Here is a 19,770-nt window from a genome sequence, read left to right as displayed (position 1 = left end):
GTGCTTCTAAAAGCCAATCAGCGACTCTGCTGACTCAGCAAAGAGAGGATTTTGTCTTCTGAAATGTATCCTCCGCACCGAGTGGTCTGAGTGAGAGAGGGATCTTTGACAACGTTGGCGCAAAGAAACTCTTTGATTTGCTTCGGTTTTCCAGCTAAATCCGGCCGGATTTGTAAAATTTTAGCAATAACTCTGGAAACATAGGGTGCCGCGAAGGATGTCCCATTTATGAGGGCTTTTACTCCTTCAGCATATTTGTAAACTCCCAAATCATCCTGAACTCTTGGTGCGATGGCCTCGACCTCAACTCCCAATGCCGCAAAATCTACTATTTGACCGGTGTTAGATGCCTTCCAAATCCGACCATTTTTATCTGTTGCGCCAACGACAATGACATTGTCTCGAGGTTGCTTGAGCCAACGGGTCTTCTCATCATCCAAATTAACTCCTTCGTTCCCCGCAGATACCACAAAAACCAATTCTTTCATCGTGCTCATCGCTTGCTTGTACCCATCAAAGAATCCTGGAGGGTTAGTTTTTCTCCAGCTGATAATATTGCCATTGGCCGCACGAAAGCCCTGGAATCCTTCGTAGCTGCCAAAACTCATGTTGACTATTGAGGAGCCATTTTTTCGGGCATAATCGATATCGTTATATTGCTTTCTTTTTAAAAGATCCAGAAATTGCCGGCCTCCTTGGCTTGCGTAAATGGGCTCGTCTGGAACACTAAACCCAACAACGCGTGGCTTAAATAGTTTGATTGGAAGGGCAAATACCCCTTTCGTTTCACTCAAGACGATATCTATGACCCAATTAGGGTGAGCAGGCAGAAAAGTATTTTCATGGGAATAGCTGAAGGGGGAGCTTGGGCTTGCCAAGTTTCCATCATTGTCTCTATGCCATTTTTTTTCAAAGATGGGATGGTCAATGTAAAAGGTTCCTTCGTCGACTACGGCAACGATGACTTTAGAGGTTGCACTCGGATCGGATTGCGGGAATGAGGAGATCCGAAAGGAGTTGTCCAAATCTTTCGTATATTCGCCCCCAATTTTAGTTTCTAAATTCGATACCTGACAGTTTTTTTTGTTCAGATAAAACTTTGCACTTTTGAGATTTTGACTTGTCAGATCTTGCATTTCAATCCAAGGGTCCGAATCTGAACTCAATGTTCCAATGGAAACCAGCAATTGTTTTGTAGTATTTTCATACACAGACTCTGTGATTCCGGCGCTATCTTCTTCGTTACGAGAGACAGCAGCGTAGGCCTGAGGTAACTCCCTCATATTACAGATGGATTGTGCGATGAGAAGGCCTTCTTCAAATAGAATTCCTGAAAATGTTTTGAGTTTTGATCCATCAAACGAGGAATGAAAAACAAGATCGCGAGGTGTCTCTCCTTTTCCTGAAGCCGGGAGAAACAGCAGCAAAAAAATCAGAATTCGTGCGGAAAAATAAGCCATCTTTGCCTCCTCAGTCACAAATCAAGTCTTAGGGAATTTCTCTTAATGAATTTTTCTTTAAAATAACCCACCTATTTGGTTGGTTAATTCTAGAATTGAGAACAGGAATTTCCTCGTAATAAGCAGGGTCGATATTTTTCTTAATTAATTTTAGCACATTTAGGGCGTGGATATCAGGAGAGGCAATTCCATTATATTTAAAAAAGAAACTTTCGTACTGAGATATGATCAGAAATTTTGGATGTAGATCAACTAAAACACGATTCCATGAACCTGCAACCCTTGCTTGAAGAAAATTGATATTTGACCTCAATTCCAGCTCTTGCCAGATCCTTCGAGTTTCCTCAGCAGGAGAATTATAATGGTCATTGAAAAAATTCTGAAATGCTGAACTTCCTAAGTACTCTCCTACGAGCATATCATCAAGAGGATGATTGGATGCAATCAGATCTACATTTTTTGGAAGTTTATTTATCACGTCATCCAGTTTTGATCCCATAACAATTAGTTGAGCTTTTGGGAGTAGTTTCCTATATAAAGCAGATATTTTTTTAGCCGATTCTTTCTCAGGTTCAATAATTATTAAAGTTCCGTGAAAATTAATGTTTGCTAACCCAATTCCAACTTTGGGAACATCTCCTGGCGCAACTTCAATTACCACTCCATTCAATGGCAGTGATACTGATAAAAATATGTCTTCCCAAATTTGCCCGATATGCTGGTTCCAGTTATCACTTCGCGAGTTATTTTCATTATTATGAGAATTAGAATCAATAACTACTGAAGAACAACGAGTTGATGGTACAATTTCTTGAGAGGACGCATATCCATAGGTATTGAAGCCTAAAGAAATACCAACAAAGAATATTATGATTATTTTTTTACCCATAAGGTTTCTTAGGCAAGATTGATGCCGTCAATTCTGGTGTACAAACCGTTTTAATTTTGATTTGACGGTTTTTGGTGTGCCGAGTACTGTCGTTGTTGGCCAACCGGTAGTGACGAATTTGGCCGATTCTTGAGGGCCAAACAACAACGTCTTCAGCTCATAAAGAGGCCGCAGACGGCCGACTACTTCGGATTAAACTCAAAGGTACTAGCTCCGAGGCTGCTGGTGAATACGATCTTGACCTTAGAGGATCTTTCGATGACAGAGGTGGGAACATCAAAATCAACCCTATAAGCAATGCTCCAGCGGCTGTGGTAGGGAAACAAATGAATGATATCGACCAGTTTCTCATTTCTCTTTTTTACTTTTCCTTCGTAACGAGTTCCATCGGCATCAAGGTAGATTTTCCAAATCGAAGTTCCTTTATTTAGATCGTTGTGCGTCCTCTCAGGCGTGTAGAGGCTAAACAAAAATGTTGTTTGAGAGGAAAGGGCTTGCAGAGCCTTTTCTCTTTCGCTCGACAGGGCTTTGGCATCCCACTGAAGGTAAGTTCCTCGCTTTTTTAGGATTGCCTGAGAGGTCTCGCTCGTAATGAGGGTTCCTGCCAATTCATAGGATTGATAAAATCCGGAATATTGCCGATCGCTACGTGTATACTTATTGATCGTGGCCGCGTATTCAGATTCATCCACGGGATCAATGACTCTGCCATTTTGAATGGGTGAATGCCCACAGCCTGCCAGCCCCAAAAGGCCAAAAGTCAAAAAAAGAATACTTGGAAAGCAGAGAAAATTAAACCAGCCCACTGAGGAACTCCTTGAGATGCTGGTAAGCTAAGCTTTTATCAAGATCATTAAAAATTTCATGATAACTATCTGGGTAGATATGGAGCTTTTTTCTGGGCGTTGAAAGGCTTTTAAAAAATTTCTCGGCATCCTGAGAGCTGACGATTCGATCTTGGCCGCTGAGCTGCATCAGTATAGGGATTTGAATTTTCCTGCCCCCATTTTAACCAATTGCATGTTATCGACCATTCCGAGAAAGACATGAGGTGATATTTTATCGTGTCTCAGAGGATCTTTTTCATAAGATTTAATAATTTCTTCGTCGCGCGAAAGGTCCTCGTAATGAATTTCATTGTAAAGGGTCATTTTGGGGAGCCACTTCCCAGCTATTTGAGCCACTTTCTCTTTCAATTTTGGGACCTCAACGGAAAGTCCGAGAAGAGGAGCGCTGAGACAAAGTGCTCGATACCCCATGTCGCCATATAGAATGATGGCCTTTAAAGCGGCCAATCCTCCCATCGAGTGGGCAAAAAGAACGCGCGGGCATTTGGAGTGAAAGAGACCAGTTTCGACGCAATGTTCGGTAAGAAGTTTGAGGTCTTTGCAATAATCGTCAAAGTTTTCAACGTACCCTCGTTTGCCTTCTGATCGACCATGGCCACGTAAGTCCCACCCAATGACATCCCAATTCGATTTATTCATCACTTGGGCAAAGGAATGATAACACTCACTGTGTTCGGAAAGACCGTGAGTCACGAGAATGGACCCAACAGGGTTTGCGACCTGCCAGGTTTGGTAGAAAATCTCAGCACCCTTGGAACCAAAGAAAGTACCTTCAAATCTCTTCATAGTTTCGTATATTGAGCGTAGCCTGTTTTTGGGTCAAGTGCCATTGTTGCTTGCTTTTTGGATTGAGAAACTCTTAACATCGTATCTATGGACACTTCGCTAATTAAACGGGCCATCACTTTGATCGTTTTCTTTTTGGTTACGTCGGTTTGCAACGCCCAAAGTGGGGATGACTTTTCTAAGGACGTAACCTCTGAGTTTGGATTTCACCTGGGTAACCTGCTTCCCGCGCAAATAGATGGGGTGACTGAAATTATGCCCCTTTGGGGTGTGCACGGAGGCTATCGCTTTAGGGAAGCCTTCATAGAGTTTGGTGGCATTGCGGGAAATGCCCGGGGAGCGGAGTGGGCCAATCTCCACGTCAGTTTACGTGGAGATTTCCCTATCGAAGGTCTTGTGGGGACGGTCTACATCGGAGCCGATGGGACACAGTTTAAGGGGGTTGACAAAGAATCCAAGATGTTTGGTGGTGGACACCTGGGTGGTGGAGTCATGACCAACATCTCTCCCACAGTTTGGTTTCGGGCGGATATGAAACTCAACGTCAATCCGGGGACTTCTCTTTATATCGGGTTTGGATTTGAGTTTCGCTTCAAGGGAGCGAGCAGCGGGAGTTCTACCTAGATCAGAGCAGCTAGATTCTGAAATTAAACTCAGAATTGAGGGGGTCTAAAATTGTATCACGACCTTTGCCAGGCTCATCTGAGAACGGATAGTCAATATTATAGTGGATACCTCGAGATTCCCGTCGATTCAAAGCACACTTGACAGAAAGATCTGCGACCAGAGCAATGTTTCGCAACTCCAGAATTTCTGAATGGGTTTTGAAATTGGAATAATATTCTCGTATCTCATGAAGAATATTATTCAAACGGTGTTGCGCTCTTTCTAGCCGGCGGGTGGAGCGTACAATACCCATGTAATTCCACATCAGACGCCGGATTTCTTCCCAAATGTGAGTCACGACAATCATTTCGTCGGGATCTTCTTTGTCGTGCAGAAACCATTCGGGTGGCCCAATGGTAGAATGATCCAATTCGTGAAAATGGCCCTGCACATGTTGACTGGCTTTGTGCGAAACAACCAAACACTCAAGCAGGGAATTGGAGGCGAGTCGATTGGCTCCATGCAAACCCGTCGCAGCGCACTCCCCTAATGCATAGAGACCGCGAAGATCAGTCTGACCATTCACATCTGTCAAGATCCCTCCGCAAAGATAGTGGGCTGCAGGAACAACAGGGATCGGATGCTTTGTCATGTCGATTCCCAACTCCAAACAGCGGCTGTGAATGGAGGGAAATCTTTCGGTGAGAAAACTGCCAGAGAGATGGCTCATGTCCAGATAAACGCAATCAGTACCTGCTCTTTTCATTTCGGCATCGATAGAGCGTGCCACAACATCTCGAGGTGCAAGGCTGCCAAGGGCATGATACTTATGCATGAACGCCTGACCAGTCGAGGTTACCAATTCTCCACCTTCTCCGCGCAAAGCTTCCGAAATCAAAAAATTACGCGCGTGAGGGTGAAAAAGGCAGGTGGGATGAAACTGCATAAATTCGAGATTGGCAATCCTGGCTCCTGCGCGATAGGCAATGGCTATTCCGTCACCTGTGGCACCGCTCCAATTTGATGTATAGAGATAGACTTTTCCAGCCCCGCCCGTGGCAAGTACAACAACTCGAGCCATGATCGTATCGACTTCACCTGTGTCTTTATTTAACACGTAGGCGCCGAGACAGCGATCGGGACTAAAATCAAAGGGACTCAATTGTTTATTTAAAATGAGGTCAATGGCAAAATGGTTTTCCAAGACCTGAATTTGCGAAGACTTTCTGACCTGTTCAACAAGAGGCAATAGGATTCCCTCTCCGGTTTGATCGGCAATATGCAGAATGCGACGATGTGAGTGTCCGCCTTCGCGAGTGAGGGCCAAGCTTCCTGCTTCAAAATCAAATTTCACACCCCAACGGATCAAATCCTCAATGCAATTCGCCGCGCTTTTAACCACTTCAGAAACAACGTCTTCACGACAGAGACCGGCCCCAGCTATCAATGTGTCCTGGATATGACTTTCCACGCTGTCTAAAGGTGAAGTAGAGGTAACGGCAGCCACTCCTCCTTGGGCAAGACGAGTGTTTGTGTTTTCAATCTGCGTCTTTGTTATCAAGGTGACTTGTGCGAATTCTGCCGCCTTAAGAGAGAAGGCAAGCCCGGCGAGACCGGAGCCAATAACTAAGATATCTGTGCGAGCATTCATCTTGGATCTTATATCAGGGAACCTAAGATTGGCCATCATCGTTAAATGGAATCGATCAATGCTTTGCATTATATTCTCTAAAAAAAGCTCAACCAAGGGCGATGTCTGGATCATCCCTTCCCACAAAAGTAGAATAACTTCGGGATCTTATTGCGTGGTTGAGAGGTCTGGCGGCGGTGGTCATAAGATGGGACTAAGCAAAATATTGAATCGTAAAGTGCAGGTTGTGGCGATTGCCGTTGGGGCGATACTGCTCATGGCAGTATTGGCGGGATTTCAATCTGCCGGCACCTTTGCCAACGATCAGAGGGAACAGCTGAAGGTTCTGACGGAGAATCAGGTTTCATTTGCTCGTCATTCATTTCAGATACAGATAGGTGATCTATCGAGGCAGTTGTTGCAAAACCTTGAGCGAGAGGGCTCCGGCGGCCTTTCTTCTTCGCAAGAGGTTTTTCGTCAACGGGAAGGACTTGGAGAGTTTCTTGCTGTCGCTTGGCTTCCAGAGGGCGGGACAACATCGTGGTTGGCCGCGCGTCCTGAGATCGCGACTAGGATAAGTCTTGATTTTTTTGAGAAACGCAAATCTGTATTGCCGGTTTTAGCCGCCCAAGGCTCTTCGGTCATTTGGGCTCGCCTAACGGAGGACAATGGTCAGCCGCTTTTTGTGATGCTGCTGGAGGCAAAAACAACGGGCGGAAGCGGAATTGCTGTAGGGATTTTACCAGCGCAAATATTTTCTGAAATTGGTGGCTTTTATAAGGCACAAAGTGCCGAGCTGCTTTTGGTCGACGAGAAGGGTTTTGCATTTGCCTACACGAGTCCACAATACGTAGGATCTCAGATTCTCAATCATCCTGCCGTCGGGCGCATGTTTGAACTTGGGTCCGTGTCTTCATCTGGTGAGTCGACAAATCTTGAAGGAAAGAGAGCTATTTTTGCCTCCGAGAAGTTGGGTGATTCAAATCTTTATGTGATGATGACCAATCCCGTCGACACACTGAGTTCTTTCTTTCCAGGTTACCTTATCAGTTTAGCGGGAATGGCAGTCGTCTTGGCACTTTTTGCGGGATTTTTTCTTACTTTTTTGATTCGACGTCAATCTCTCGGGTTTGATTGGTTGAAGGGTTTAGTGAAACAACTCGCCAATGGGCAGGCTTTTTTATTACCAGGTGACCGGATTCCCGATATTTCGGATCTCCGTGAGGACTTGATAAAATTGAGCTCTGGTCCGGCGAAACCCGCAATGCCAGTGGAGAAGAAAATTCTCGAGGTTCCGCTGGTTCCATCTGCATCATCATTAAAAGAGAGGCGGCCCTCAGAGTTGATTGCGGCTCCGGTTGATAAAATTGAATTCCTTCGCGAGGTCGGTCTTGGTCTTGTGGAATCTTTGCGGCCTGCTTTGTCTGCCATATTGGGACATGCGCAATTAGCTCGATCGAAAAGTGGCAGCGACAATCAGTTAAAACAACACTTTACAATTATTGAAAGAGAATCTCGGCGCTTGAGAGACATATTGGAAAACCTTGAAGGACTTTCAAAAGAAGAAAAATCTGATCTGACGAAGGCTGATCTCCAAGAGGTAGTGTTATCCATTCTCTCTACTCAGCGAATTGAATTTCTAAACAAGGGAGTGCAATTAAAGAAGTCTCTCCACGAAAATGGGACAGTGATGTTGTCTATGAAGGGAATTCGTTTTGTCGTTGAGGAAATCATTCGGAACGCCATCTTTGCAATGACAGAGGCCCCTAAGAGAGAGCTGGAGGTAACCACTCAACTTCGAGGTGATAAGATCGCTTTGATTTTTTCGGATACCGGAAAGGGAATCCAGAAGGAATTACTCGGAAGGGTGTTTGATCCTTTTTTTACAACCCAGGGACATGAAGAGAGACCTGGCCTGGGATTAACGATGGCAAAGAGGGCGTTGGTGATGATGAACGGAACCATTGCAATCGAATCTGAGGAGAACAAGGGAACCCGAGTTATCATAGAATTGCCAATCATTGGCACGGAGCGACGAGTGTTTGATGATGAGAGAACATTGAAGACTTTGTCTCCGCAGAGAGAACTTGAAGAATTGACGGTTACTTCGTTTCGTATTGACGAGAATATGGGGTTTGACAAGGGGGAGGTTCCAGACCCCCCGACGCTGGCCCCAGCTCAGCCCCTGTCCTCGACAATTCGAAGTGGGCCATTCGCTGAGGATCCTGCCGTTTCTCCGAGTAGAGTTGACTTGAACAACATGAAGCCGTTGACAGGAAGTCTCTCGGCAATGCTGCCCTCGGCCCCGAGCGATGACGAAATCACTCTGGTCGGGCAAGTCATTGGATCCTCGAATGACTTTGGAGAGTCTCCTCAGCAGGAGAGCGAATCACTCTTCCAAAATATCGAATCCGAGTTTGTTGCCTCTCTTCCAACTCTTAAGACCTCGAGGAGCCCTGATGTTTCAGAGGATGCTGATGTGGCCATGACTTTCGATGAAGGAGAAGATGAGGGTGGATTTATGACCATCAATTTGGTCAATCAAGCTTCGGAGGTTGTGGCGAAAAATGCTGAACCGGGAAATCTGGGGGAGCCAAAATCACGTCTTGATTCTGATCCGCTGGTGATTGGAGATGATTTTGAAGTGACGATTCGTCCGCCCAAGGTAAGGCTGTGAGTTGAATATACGCAAGTACCGAAGTTCCTTTCTCGTCTATACAGTTGATTCTAACGAATCAAGGCGGAGATTTATTTCTGACGTTCTCTCTACTTTGGATTATCGAGTTGACCAACACGAATCACTCGAAGGGGCTTTGGCCGCCTTGCCAAAGAGCCCACCCCATTTCATCATTGTCGACGGAGGACTCCTTTCTTATGATCGCTTGCGTGAATTTCTTGATTTGTGTCCAGAAACTCATGTGATTGCAGTTTCTAATCGTGGAGAAGAACAAGAATTTTTCTCAATGGTAACAAAGGGTCTCTACGATGTATTGAGTTGGCCACTTATCGACAGCGCACAATTAGTCGGGGCCATCGATCGGGGTGCTGAGCGCGATTATTTTCAGTATAAGAACGAGCAATTAATAGCAAAAATACAGGATTTGAAGGACCAATTGGCCGATGAAAATCGGGACCCAAATGCAAATCAGCAGTCGAAGGCCGCGCAATTGGGTACTCAAAATATTCAAGGCACCCAACCTCTCGAAACGCGCGTATCTGTTCAGTTACAAAGCCTTGGTGAATTGATGAAGAAAATGAGTGGTGCGGGGACAATGCAGGAAGGCATTGAGCTATTATTGGAAAATGCCTACGCTTGGCTCGGTCAGCCAGTGATTTTTTTTAAGTATCTGCCTGCGAGACGTTCGCTTTTCTTGAATTTGGCTTCGGGCTTGGCGACAGAAAAGTATCGTGGCGTCGGAATTGATTTTTCCCTGGGACAAATGGACTTTAATTCGGCACAACTGAAAGCCCCAGCAGATATTCCAGCATTTCGAGAGATGTTAGCATCTGCTTTGAACATCAGAGAATTTTTATCCTATCCCTTGATCGAGGATGGCGGAGTGAAGGGAATCATTGTCGTTGCCAAACAGGATCTTGGAATTGATGAAGTCCCTTTTCGTCTGATGTTGAATTATGTGTGGAGCCATTGTCTCCAGTTGGCACTGAGGGGCCGGATTCACAGCTTGGAGACATCCGACCCAACGACTCAGGTCTGGAACCAAAGGAGTTTTGATACCCGATTAAGAGAAGAGCTTTCTCGCTCTCGCCGAACCAAATTGCCAGTATCCTTAATTAGAATCGGGATTGATCGATTTGGAGAGATTAAAAAGACAGCGGACAGTGAATCCATAGGGCTCTTGTTGAGAGCAGTTGCAGGAATAGTGAGAAAGACCAGTAGAATCAATGATATCGTTGGACGGTTGAGCGAAGAGGAGTTGGGGTTGGTGCTTCCGCATACTGGCAGCAGGGGAGCCGCTATCAAGGCGGAGAGATTGAGAAGAATGGTCGAGTCAGCAGACTTCTCAAAGGTTTTGGGTCGACAAAAGGCCGTGACTGTAAGCGTGGGAGTGAGCGAATATCCCTCGTTTTGTCACGATGCCGACGAACTTTATCAGTCGGCTGACAACGCTCTTTTTCAAGTTAAAGAGGCTGGCATGAACAGGGTCTGTTTAGCTTCGGTACCCGATGGATTTGTGGCTGATTTTGAGGTAGGTCCGACGTGACCACGAAGCTATTTAGAAATACTTCGGTGGAAATAAATCGACAGGCCCTCATTGCGAATTACAGAGCCTTAAAATCTCTTTCGGGACGGGATGAATTTTTTTGTCCGATGGTCAAGTGTAATGCCTATGGTCATGGCGCCGTTCGGGTGGGTCGTTGGCTTTCCACAGAAGGTGTCTCGTGTTTGGGGGTGGCCCTTATTGAAGAAGCCTTGGAGCTGCGTCAGGCGGGTCTGACCCAGGTTGATATCTTCGTGTTTGGAATATTTCATCGAAATGCCGCGCGAGTTATTATTGATCAGAACTTGGTGCCTGTTATTTCGACCTTTGATGAAATTGAATTTCTTCGTCAGGCTTTGCGGCGGGGTGAGACCCTGAAGGTACATATTAAAATCGATACAGGTATGAGGCGTCTCGGTTTTCAATTCAGTCAGATTTTCGAGATAAAAAGGCATTTTGAAAAATCTTCGGGTTTGAAGTTAAGCGGTCTTTGTACTCATCTGGTGAGCGGCGATGATGTGGGTTGTCAAAGTTCGAGGTCGTCGATTCAGGTAGAGGAGCTCTTTGCTGTTGAGAAAGTTTTTGGAACCCAGAAATTGGTTAAGCATGCTCTTAATAGCGCTGGATTGATCAATCGAAGATTCTCCAGTGAAGATAGATTGTCACTGGGTCAGTATAAAGGACTTGGGTCGCGACCGGGAATCGCTTTGTACGGGGGCCTTGATATCCGTGAATGCGGATCCAAAGAGGCCGAAATTTGGGTGGATTCGCAGCTGCAACCTGTAATGACCTTCAATGCCGAATTGATTGTGATTCGGGACCTTAAAAAGGGGGATTCCGTTTCTTATGGAGGAACTTGGCAAGCGGGCGGTCCAGCTCGGATTGGCGTTGTGTCCGTCGGTTATGGGGACGGTTATCGTCGAGCATTTTCAAATAGAGGGAAGTTTTTAGTCGGTCGGCACACCGTTCCGGTGATAGGTCGTGTGTGTATGGATTACACAATGATAGATTTGTCTTCCCTTGCGGAGCCAGAACAGCCGAAGGTAGGAGATCAGCTGGTAATTTTTGGGGATCCAACTAAGCTTCTGAGGGCTGTCGATTTGGCTCAAGATTTAGACACGATTTCCTATGAAATCATGACGGGAATTACAGCTCGGGTTCCACGACGAGAGAGAGAGTGAACCGGCAAGACAATGAAGGTGAAATATGGCTTCACGGAGTTTTTTGGATTCATGGATTTCCTATCGCCGAACCCTAAACGATAAAATTGATCAAGTTTTTCTCGTCTTGTGGCGCTACACCTATGAAATATTTTTTGTGTGTGGAAAAGCCACAATATTTTTTATTGAGTCTGTGCGGTTGGCGTTTACAAGGCCCTTTCGATTTGACGAAATGGTCAGGCACATGGAATTTGTTGGGAACAAATCGATTCTCATTATAGCTCTTACCGGCGTCTTTACTGGCCTGGCACTTTCTTACCAAATTTATCTTGGCTTTAATTTGGTAAATGCAACGAATCTCGTGGGGCCAACCGTGGCTCTGGGGATCACACGTGAATTGGGACCTGTCCTAACAGGATTGATTGTTTCGGCGAGAGCTGGCGGTGCGATGGCGGCAAGGCTTGGCACAATGAGAGTATCGGAGCAGATTGATGCACTCGAAGTGATGGGTATTGACCCACGGCAATATTTGGTCAGTCCAAGGATTTTGGCGGCGGTTTTGACAATGCCTTTGTTGTGCGGTGTTTTTGATTTCGTTGCGATGGCCGGAGCTCAGTTTTTATGTATCCATGTTTTGAGCCTAGATGAAGCCGTGTTTTGGGATAAGATTCGTTTGTGGCTGGATCCAGGAGATATAAACGAAGGACTGTTAAAGGCCGGTGTTTTCGGTATGGTCTTCGCGGCCGTGTGCACCTATATGGGGTTTAATACAACGGGCGGAGCAAAGGGGGTTGGGGAAGCGACCAACAAGGGTGTCGTTTACAGTATGGTTCTTATTATTTGCTCCAACTTTTTTATGACCAACCTGATTCGTTTTTATTACGCTATCATGGGAATTCAATGACGATGAAGACAGCTTCATTGGGCTCAGCCATTGAAATAAAGGATCTCCACAAGTCTTTTGATGGGGGTAAGGATTTCGTTCTCAATGGCCTCAATCTCAGTATTCCAAAGGGTGTTATCACGGTACTGATTGGCTACTCGGGCACTGGAAAAAGTGTGTTGCTGAGGCATATATTGGGCCTTCTAAGGCCTACATCCGGGACCATCGAAGTGCTTAATCGAAATCTTTGGGACATGTCAGATAAAGATCTAGTCGAGTACAGATGCCGATTGGGAGTTCTGTTTCAGTATGCAGCACTTTTCGATGACATGACTGTTTTGGAAAATGTTTGCTTTCCATTGAAGGAGCATCGTCGCGATTTGGGTCCTGCGGCGGTGATCGATATCGCCGTAAATAAATTGCAAATATCAGGAATGGAAGCCAAACATTTTGCAAAATTACCCGGCGAATTGAGCGGAGGGATGCGAAAGCGTGTCGGATTAGCTCGTGCGTTGGCCCTTGATCCAGAAATCATTTTATACGATGAACCAACGACGGGATTAGATCCCATTCTCACTGAAATGGTGGATAATTTGATATTGGAAACTCATCGTCGTCAAAAAGGATGCACTTCGGTGATTGTGTCCCACGATCTTTTTGCTGCTTTTCGAATTGGTGAATACATAGTGATGTTGGATAAGGGAAAGGTGCTTCTCTCGGGAACGGTCGATGATTTTTTGCATTCAGAGGTGGATCTGGTTAAGAGATTTGTGCAAAAGGGTTTTTACAAAAAATGACGTTTTTAAATGCACCCGAATTTAAAGTGGGAGTTCTTGTGGTGACGGTCGCGGGCCTCATCGCCGTGATGTCAATGAAAGTAGCTGAGGGCCCCGGGATATTGGGCAGCAACAGCAAGCATAGTTTTGTCCTCCAAGATGCAAGTGGGCTCGTGCGCAACAGTTCTGTAAAGATGGCGGGTATCAAGGTCGGCGTTATCGATGAGATTGTATTGGAGGCAGGCAAGGCTCGAGTGAAGATTGTCATAGACAAGGGCGTTCCACTCACGATGTCTGGAAAGGTTGAAATTCGGGCTGATGGCATTCTTGGCGACAAACACGTTGAGCTGGTTCCGGGAAATCCAGCCGATCCACTCCTTCCTGAGGGTTCAGAGATTTTCAATGCCTCAGAAAAGGGTTCGATGGACAAGATTATGAATGAAGTCGGAAGAATTACCGAATCGCTGGGAAAGTTGTCTGATACGCTCAATAATGCGGCGAGCGAGGGCGACCAGTCCACGACCATTGGTCGTATTCTTAGAAACATTGAGACTGTCTCTAAAGATCTGAGCGAATTGACCGGTAAGAATAAGAGCAAGATTCATGATATCGTGGACCAGGTTCATGGCATCACCTCAACTTTGGATGAATTTATCAATGATGACAGTCCCAAAGGGTTTAAAACAGGTTGGCAGAAAGCCGTCGATGGGCTTCATCGAATCGATGCCACACTAAAAAATATCGAAGAAATCACAGACAAGGTCAACCGCGGGGAAGGTACAATTGGTAGGCTAGTCAACGACGAAGAAACCGTGGATGAGCTGAATTCCGCCATACGCAATGTGAATGACTTCATTGGTGGAGCCGCCCAGATGGAAACAAGTGTTGATTTTCATTCAGAATATTTGACTCAGATGTCAGATGCGAAATCATTTCTTTCTTTGCGAATTCAGCCCGGGCTTGATCGCTATTATGAGTTAGGTGTCGTGGATGACCCGAAGGGTCTCGTGAAGTCAACTTCGACATCCACAGAAGTGAATGGGGGTGCGCCAACGATTACTGATGAGACGAAAACCTATCGTAATCAAGTGAAGTTCAATGCCCTTTTTGCAAAGAATTTTCACGATTTTACCATAAAAGGTGGAATAATTGAGAACTCAGGAGGGGTCGGTTTTGATTATCACCTTTTGAATCGCCGTTTGCGACTAAGTCTTGAGGCTTTTAATTTTAATGATATATATGTTCGAGCTTATGCTCGATACAATCTCATGACTGGTATTTATGCGATTGCTGGTGGCGATAACATCTTGGGGCGTGCTGGTGAATTCAGTTCCTTTATTGGAGCAGGGATCTTTATTACTAACGATGATTTGAAAGCTTTAGCTTCGAAGGTTTCATTCTAATGTTTAAAAATGCTTTGGTCAGCGTATCTGACAAGTCTGGGTTGGTTGAATTTCTAAGACCATTTGCTGAGAAGGGTCTTCGCATTGTTTCAACTGGCGGAACGGCTCGTTATTTAAAGGAAGCTGGTTTCACAGTTGTCGATATTTCAGAGCAAACGGGTTCTCCTGAGGTTATGGATGGTCGAGTTAAGACTCTTCATCCGAGAGTCCATATGCCGATCTTGGCACGTGCCTTGGTGAGTTCAGACATGGAACTTCTTGAGGAAGAACGCCTTGAGCCTTTTGATTTAATTGTCGTCAATCTTTATCCTTTTTCCGAGGCATTGAAACAGGAGAAGTCTCAAGAGGAGCAGATTGAATTTATCGATATTGGTGGCCCTTCGATGCTTCGGTCGGCCGCAAAAAATTTTTCGCGGGTTTCAGTTGTATGTAGTCCTGGAGATTATGCTTGGATCAGCCAAAAAAGTGAACTGACTCTGATGGACCGTCAGTTTTTGGCTGCAAAGGTGTATGCCTTGACTGGGAGCTATGATGCAATGATTTCTCGTTATCTTGGGGCCGACCAAACATATCCTACTTTTGCGCTTGGCGGAGAATTTGTTCTTCCTCTGAGATATGGTGAAAACCCACAGCAACTTGCTGGGTGGTACCAATTGCCGTCCGCAAAATCAGGCCTTCATCAATCCCAAGTTCTTCAAGGAAAGCCCCTTTCGTTTAATAACATCTTAGATTTGGATGCCGCTTCTGACACTCTTCATGAATTTAGCGAGCCCGCTTGTGTTGCCGTCAAACATAACAATCCTTGTGGCGTAGCTATAGGAAAATCGGCATTTGAGGCCGTGGTGGGGAGCTTGAAGGCAGATCCAGTGAGTATCTTTGGTGGCGTTGTGGCCATTAACGGAAAAGTGGATGGCGATATGGCGGTAAAACTCAGCGAGATTTTTCTGGAATGCATCGTTGCTCCAGATTATTCTCCAAGTGCATTGGAGATTTTTTCAAAAAAGAAGAATTTACGGGTTTTGAAATGGCCACAGATTGTGGATCGCTCGCGAGAACTAAAATTGAAATCGATTCGCGGTGGTTTTTTGGTTCAAACGCAGGACGAGGTGGTTGGTTGGTCCAGCGCTTGGAAGATTATCGGAGAATCTCCGAGCGTAGAGGTGAGGAGCGACCTCAGTTTGGCTTGGAAAGTGTGTGCGCATCTTAAGAGTAATGCAATAGCTTTGGTTGCTGGAGGCGTCACGGTAGGGCTTGGAATGGGTCAGGTGAACCGAGTCGATGCGGTGGAACAGGCGATTGTTCGAATGCGAAAGTTTCATTCAAAGACTAAGCCGGTTGTTTTGGCAAGCGATGCATTTTTTCCTTTTCCAGATTCTGTTGAGATCGCTGCGGCAGCAGGAATCAAGTGGATGATCCAGCCAGGCGGTTCGCTTAAGGATGAGGAAGTCTTCAGTAGGTCGAAAGACCTTGGTGTGACTATGGTGCTTACAGGAACAAGGCATTTTCAGCATTAGAAGCATTGGAGCTAAGGGAGCTTATAGGGGGGGGATTGACAGCTCAAGATAAGCCATGGTTGGTTAAAAGCGGGGGGAGAGTGGTGGGCCCCTATTCTAAGCAGCAAGTTGAACAGCTGTTAAGATCTCGCGAAATTTCAGTGATGGATGAGGTTTCACAGCCATGTAGACGTTGGAACTGCGCCAAAGATGTTCCTTTTTTTGCGAAAGTAATCGAAGAAGTTCGAGTTCAGAATTTTAAGTTTGGTGAGGATACAGTTACAACTGCGATTGAAGGAACAGGAACAATTACTGTAACTGAACCGGTCGATGGAGCGGTCTTAGATGATCGCACGGATGATCTAAATAAATTTCAAAGATCCAGGGCTGAAATAGTTTATGAGGATATAGATGACGGATCCAGACCCTCATCACAGGCGGGTGGGTCACAGCCTTATAAATCATTTGGTTATCAAAATGATATGGTGATTGCTAACCAAGCTCGAGCAACTGCTCGATTGGCTTGGTTGGTAACTGGAGCGATTCTTTTTGGCATCGGTACTTTCGTTTTTTATAATCGCTTTGTGGCTGTTCCTTTTCAAAACAGAGAAACGGCGACAGATGTCAAACGTTTGGCAATGGAATCTCTTGTCGTCGGGGACTATGCCGAAGCGATGGAAGGCTTTCAAAAGGCCTATCGCCTGGACCCGCGGGACGGCGATATTTACGCCTATTTAGGGACCCTCCAAATTCAAGTCGCTGGTCAAACGGTCGTGGGCCGTAGGAAACTTCAAGAGGTCATCTCGAGCGGTCGTGGCGTTTTTCCTAAATTGGCGATGACTGCCATCGGTATCGCCGACCTGATTGATGGAGATTCAATTTCAGCAGATGACAAATTCAAACAGGTCCTGGCTCTGGATCCCTACTATGCGCCGGCAAAGATTAATCTGGGAGCTTCGGCCTTACAGCGTCGGGAATTTAAAATTGCAAGGGAGTGGCTTTCTTCTGTCGTCGACCAGGGTATCGACGAGGGGGCAGCTTATCTTATGTTGGCTGAGGCCGATATCAATCTTTACCGCGAAGAGAAGGATCCCAGCTACCTAGAACACGCACAGAAACAACTGACACGACTGATGCAGAAATCCTTTGATTACTTTCAGGAAGCGGCATTGATGCTCGGTTACATTGATTTCATAGCGGGTCGAAATGAGCAGTTAGAACAAAAGTTAGGTCTCATTCTCGACATAGACCCCATGCAAACAGAAGATCACCGTCACGATTTGTTTGTGTATCGTGGTCGAGTCTCTTGGAAGTCGCTCCATCAATTGTGTTTACAAATGGTTGGCGGCTTGACGCCTTCACCAAGAGTGAAGGCTTTGCGTGGGTATTGTTATTTTCGGGGAGGGCAGGAAGTGGAAGCCCTTAAATCTGTTGATGATGCCGCGGCTCAGGGGGTGAAGGATGCGTTGGTCCAGTCTCTCTATGCCTTTATTCTTGATGGAATTGGGCAGGAGACGAGAGCTTCTGTGGCTTTGGGGAAGGCGACAGAGCTAAATGCAAGCATTAGACTTGCATTGCCGATGATTTTGCAGGGTCGGTTTTACGCTCGAGCGGGCAAACATAAGATGGCCTTAGAGCTTTGGCAGTCTCTGTATCGCGCAGACGAAAAATCCCTGGTTGGTTTGGCTGGTCTGGCTGAGGCTCATTTCTCTTTGAAGAACTACTCTGAAGCGCAAGGTTATCTGGTGGAGGGTTTTCGTTTGTCTAAGGATTACCGTCCGCTTTATCGCGTTAAGAAGAGGGCTGAACGTGAGGGCCTTATGCCTAAGGGAAGCTTTTAGTTGTGAAACTATCGAAGTATTTTGTTGTTTGGGTAATATTGGGCCTTTTCGGTTTGGGCTGTTCGAAATCATCACCGATTTTATCGTCTCAGAATCTTTCAAGTGGGCAGATGAATGGGACCGACAAATACGTAAAGGTCCCGGTTGAGCTCATCAAGGAGGTTGAGTCCGAATACCTGAAGGTTTTCAGGAAAGCGAAGCCAGAAAATTCTCAGACCGATGGTGAAATAATTGCTCAGATTCCTCGTCGATCAGTTGAGCTGACCGTAAAACTGGTTGCGGAGGGGGCTGGGATCTTAAGAGGTAATGCTGAGTTTCATTTAGCAAGAGGAGGGGGTGTCCTCGATTTGGCGGATTGGGTTACGGGGGTACGGGGAGATTTCTATTGGTCCGCAAAAGTGAAGTTACCCGAATCTATGCAACCCAAGCATTTGAAGGTCTATTTTGTCAGTCGTGCTCCAACTAAAAATTTCGAGGGTGAAAAATGGGGAATGGGCTGTGATAAATATTCTGAGATTACCTCTTTTTATCACCAAACTTTGAGTCAATTGGGATGGAGACTTAATTCTACTCAGCAAAGATATATTTATGCTGTTTCTGGGACCTATTTGTTTGTATACACGAGCCCTGAAGAGTTATTAGTGACGAGTCTCTCGATCACAGATTCACGCTACAAGAGCCAACTCTGTCTACTCTAGATGGTGCAATGAAAGGTGATCTTTAATATGATCTCTGTTTTCTTGATATTATCACTTCGAAAAGGGGTCCGCGATGAGTGACATTTTTGCTGAGAATTTAGCTAAGCAATATGTTCGTGAGCTCAAGGACAAGGATGCGGTAGAGGCTATTTTTCTGGTCCAGGAAAAGATTGCATTAACGGATAAGAATGGGCGTTCTTATTTAAGTCTCAGTCTCTCTGATGTCAGCGGAGCAATTGACGCCAAGGTTTGGGAAAAGGCAGAGGCCATAGCTCAATTATTCCAACAGGGCGATTTTGTTTTTGTGAAGGGACACGTCCATTTATACCAAAATCGTCGTCAGCTTGTCGTACATGATTTAAAGAGGGTGCCGGTTGATAAAATAAATCGAGCAGATTTTGTTGCCGATGCTCTCAGAAGCCCGTCAGAAATGTACGCTGAACTCTGTGTGATTATTGATTCGTTGTCTGATCCTCACATTCGAGAACTCATTCGATCATCATTTAATGATGAAACGATTAGGGAAAGAGTTTTGCTAAGCCCTGCTGCAAAAACAATTCACCATGCCAGTATCGGAGGCCTGCTTGAGCACATCGTGAGTATTTGCGGAATCATGGAGTTTCTTGCGAAACATTATCCAGTTTTGAATCGAGATTATTTGATTTTTGGCGCTATTTTTCATGATCTAGGTAAAATTTGGGAACTCGAGATTTCATCTGGAATTCAGTATACCGACGCTGGTCGCTTAATTGGTCACATGGCAATAGCCTGCCAAATTATTGATGAGAAGGCAGGGAGGATATTGGGTTTTCCAAAGGCTTTGAAGGACGAACTCAAGCACATCGTATTGAGCCATCATGGAAAGCTGGAGTATGGATCTCCCAAGCGGCCTAAGTTTCTGGAGGCAATGGTGGTGGCAATGGTTGATGAACTGGATTCAAAAATAAATACCATGGTTGGGGCCTTGAAATTTGAATTGGATCAGGGAGAGGCATGGACTCGTTACAATCAACAATTTGATCGTTATCTGTACCTTGAAATATTTCGCAAGCAGCTAAATCGATTAGGACCGTAGGT

17 protein-coding genes are annotated in these 19,770 nt (G+C 45.5%); 11 read left to right on the top strand and 6 right to left on the bottom strand.

What is annotated here, in order from left to right; genetic code table 11:
- Positions 1-17: 17 nt before the first annotated feature.
- The 5 genes from IPJ71_08235 to IPJ71_08215 form a co-directional block, all read right to left on the bottom strand.
- Positions 18-1,460 carry a S8 family serine peptidase gene (locus IPJ71_08235; GenBank protein ID MBK7843666.1) on the bottom strand — a complete coding sequence of 481 codons (1,443 nt, stop codon included), beginning with the start codon at positions 1,458-1,460 and terminating at the stop codon, positions 18-20.
- A gap of 28 nt (positions 1,461-1,488) precedes the next feature.
- Positions 1,489-2,349 carry a hypothetical protein gene (locus IPJ71_08230; GenBank protein ID MBK7843665.1) on the bottom strand — a complete coding sequence of 287 codons (861 nt, stop codon included), beginning with the start codon at positions 2,347-2,349 and terminating at the stop codon, positions 1,489-1,491.
- A 182-nt stretch (positions 2,350-2,531) separates the two neighbouring features.
- A complete protein-coding gene (locus IPJ71_08225; protein MBK7843664.1) occupies positions 2,532-3,155 on the bottom strand; it encodes a hypothetical protein in 624 nt (207 codons plus the stop codon).
- Positions 3,142-3,324 carry an alpha/beta hydrolase gene (locus tag IPJ71_08220; GenBank protein MBK7843663.1) on the bottom strand — a complete coding sequence of 61 codons (183 nt, stop codon included), beginning with the start codon at positions 3,322-3,324 and terminating at the stop codon, positions 3,142-3,144. The genes IPJ71_08225 and IPJ71_08220 overlap by 14 nt, the downstream gene beginning before the upstream one ends.
- Positions 3,324-3,983, bottom strand: a complete 660-nt coding sequence (locus IPJ71_08215) for an alpha/beta hydrolase (GenBank protein ID MBK7843662.1) — start codon at positions 3,981-3,983, stop codon at positions 3,324-3,326. The genes IPJ71_08220 and IPJ71_08215 overlap by 1 nt, the downstream gene beginning before the upstream one ends.
- 87 nt (positions 3,984-4,070) lie before the next feature.
- Between IPJ71_08215 and IPJ71_08210 the strand changes: the two genes are divergently transcribed.
- The gene (locus IPJ71_08210; protein MBK7843661.1) at positions 4,071-4,607 is read left to right on the top strand and encodes a hypothetical protein; all 537 of its coding nucleotides are present in this window, start codon (positions 4,071-4,073) and stop codon (positions 4,605-4,607) included.
- A gap of 10 nt (positions 4,608-4,617) precedes the next feature.
- Here the strand turns inward: IPJ71_08210 and nadB are convergent, their stop codons facing one another.
- Positions 4,618-6,240 carry an L-aspartate oxidase gene (nadB, locus tag IPJ71_08205; GenBank protein ID MBK7843660.1) on the bottom strand — a complete coding sequence of 541 codons (1,623 nt, stop codon included), beginning with the start codon at positions 6,238-6,240 and terminating at the stop codon, positions 4,618-4,620.
- Positions 6,241-6,394: 154 nt separating this feature from the next.
- Here nadB and IPJ71_08200 point away from each other — a divergent pair, with 154 nt between their 5' ends.
- The 10 genes from IPJ71_08200 to IPJ71_08155 all read left to right on the top strand — a co-directional run bounded on the left by IPJ71_08200 (position 6,395) and on the right by IPJ71_08155 (position 19,768).
- Positions 6,395-8,896 carry a sensor histidine kinase gene (locus IPJ71_08200; GenBank protein ID MBK7843659.1) on the top strand — a complete coding sequence of 834 codons (2,502 nt, stop codon included), beginning with the start codon at positions 6,395-6,397 and terminating at the stop codon, positions 8,894-8,896.
- Between the two features lies 1 nt (position 8,897).
- A complete protein-coding gene (locus IPJ71_08195) occupies positions 8,898-10,442 on the top strand; it encodes a GGDEF domain-containing response regulator (protein MBK7843658.1) in 1,545 nt (514 codons plus the stop codon).
- Positions 10,439-11,620: an alanine racemase gene (gene alr, locus IPJ71_08190; protein ID MBK7843657.1), complete on the top strand. Its 1,182-nt coding sequence runs from the start codon at positions 10,439-10,441 to the stop codon at positions 11,618-11,620. Before IPJ71_08195 ends, alr begins: the two co-directional genes overlap by 4 nt.
- Positions 11,621-11,645: 25 nt before the next feature.
- Positions 11,646-12,503 carry an ABC transporter permease gene (locus tag IPJ71_08185; protein ID MBK7843656.1) on the top strand — a complete coding sequence of 286 codons (858 nt, stop codon included), beginning with the start codon at positions 11,646-11,648 and terminating at the stop codon, positions 12,501-12,503.
- Between the two features lie 2 nt (positions 12,504-12,505).
- Positions 12,506-13,279: an ATP-binding cassette domain-containing protein gene (locus IPJ71_08180; protein ID MBK7843655.1), complete on the top strand. Its 774-nt coding sequence runs from the start codon at positions 12,506-12,508 to the stop codon at positions 13,277-13,279.
- Positions 13,276-14,661 (top strand): MCE family protein, encoded by a 1,386-nt coding sequence (locus IPJ71_08175; protein MBK7843654.1) that lies wholly within the window; start codon positions 13,276-13,278, stop codon positions 14,659-14,661. Before IPJ71_08180 ends, IPJ71_08175 begins: the two co-directional genes overlap by 4 nt.
- Positions 14,661-16,175 (top strand): bifunctional phosphoribosylaminoimidazolecarboxamide formyltransferase/IMP cyclohydrolase, encoded by a 1,515-nt coding sequence (gene purH / locus IPJ71_08170; GenBank protein MBK7843653.1) that lies wholly within the window; start codon positions 14,661-14,663, stop codon positions 16,173-16,175. The genes IPJ71_08175 and purH overlap by 1 nt, the downstream gene beginning before the upstream one ends.
- Positions 16,176-16,210: 35 nt before the next feature.
- Positions 16,211-17,995, top strand: a complete 1,785-nt coding sequence (locus tag IPJ71_08165) for a hypothetical protein (protein ID MBK7843652.1) — start codon at positions 16,211-16,213, stop codon at positions 17,993-17,995.
- Between the two features lie 2 nt (positions 17,996-17,997).
- The gene (locus IPJ71_08160; protein ID MBK7843651.1) at positions 17,998-18,693 is read left to right on the top strand and encodes a hypothetical protein; all 696 of its coding nucleotides are present in this window, start codon (positions 17,998-18,000) and stop codon (positions 18,691-18,693) included.
- A gap of 73 nt (positions 18,694-18,766) precedes the next feature.
- Entirely contained in the window at positions 18,767-19,768 is a 1,002-nt protein-coding gene (locus tag IPJ71_08155; GenBank protein MBK7843650.1) for an HD domain-containing protein, read from the top strand.
- The last annotated feature ends 2 nt before the right edge of the window (positions 19,769-19,770 follow it).

The sequence above is a fragment of the Bdellovibrionales bacterium genome (assembly GCA_016714165.1).
Lineage (GTDB): Bacteria > Bdellovibrionota > Bdellovibrionia > Bdellovibrionales > UBA1609 > JADJVA01.
The sequence above is the reverse complement of the archived record's forward strand: the minus strand, read 5'-3'. Positions and strand labels throughout refer to the sequence as shown.

Excerpts from the sequence above, each read along its gene's own strand:
- IPJ71_08235 (MBK7843666.1), bottom strand. The coding sequence starts at position 1,460 with ATGGCTTATTTTTCCGCACGAATTCTGATTTTTTTGCTGCTGTTTCTC.
- IPJ71_08230 (MBK7843665.1), bottom strand. The coding sequence starts at position 2,349 with ATGGGTAAAAAAATAATCATAATATTCTTTGTTGGTATTTCTTTAGGC.
- IPJ71_08220 (MBK7843663.1), bottom strand. The coding sequence starts at position 3,324 with ATGCAGCTCAGCGGCCAAGATCGAATCGTCAGCTCTCAGGATGCCGAG.
- IPJ71_08215 (MBK7843662.1), bottom strand. The coding sequence starts at position 3,983 with ATGAAGAGATTTGAAGGTACTTTCTTTGGTTCCAAGGGTGCTGAGATT.
- IPJ71_08210 (MBK7843661.1), top strand. The coding sequence starts at position 4,071 with ATGGACACTTCGCTAATTAAACGGGCCATCACTTTGATCGTTTTCTTT.
- nadB (MBK7843660.1), bottom strand. The coding sequence starts at position 6,240 with ATGAATGCTCGCACAGATATCTTAGTTATTGGCTCCGGTCTCGCCGGG.
- IPJ71_08185 (MBK7843656.1), top strand. The coding sequence starts at position 11,646 with ATGGCTTCACGGAGTTTTTTGGATTCATGGATTTCCTATCGCCGAACC.
- IPJ71_08180 (MBK7843655.1), top strand. The coding sequence starts at position 12,506 with ATGAAGACAGCTTCATTGGGCTCAGCCATTGAAATAAAGGATCTCCAC.
- IPJ71_08175 (MBK7843654.1), top strand. The coding sequence starts at position 13,276 with ATGACGTTTTTAAATGCACCCGAATTTAAAGTGGGAGTTCTTGTGGTG.
- purH (MBK7843653.1), top strand. The coding sequence starts at position 14,661 with ATGTTTAAAAATGCTTTGGTCAGCGTATCTGACAAGTCTGGGTTGGTT.
- IPJ71_08155 (MBK7843650.1), top strand. The coding sequence starts at position 18,767 with ATGAGTGACATTTTTGCTGAGAATTTAGCTAAGCAATATGTTCGTGAG.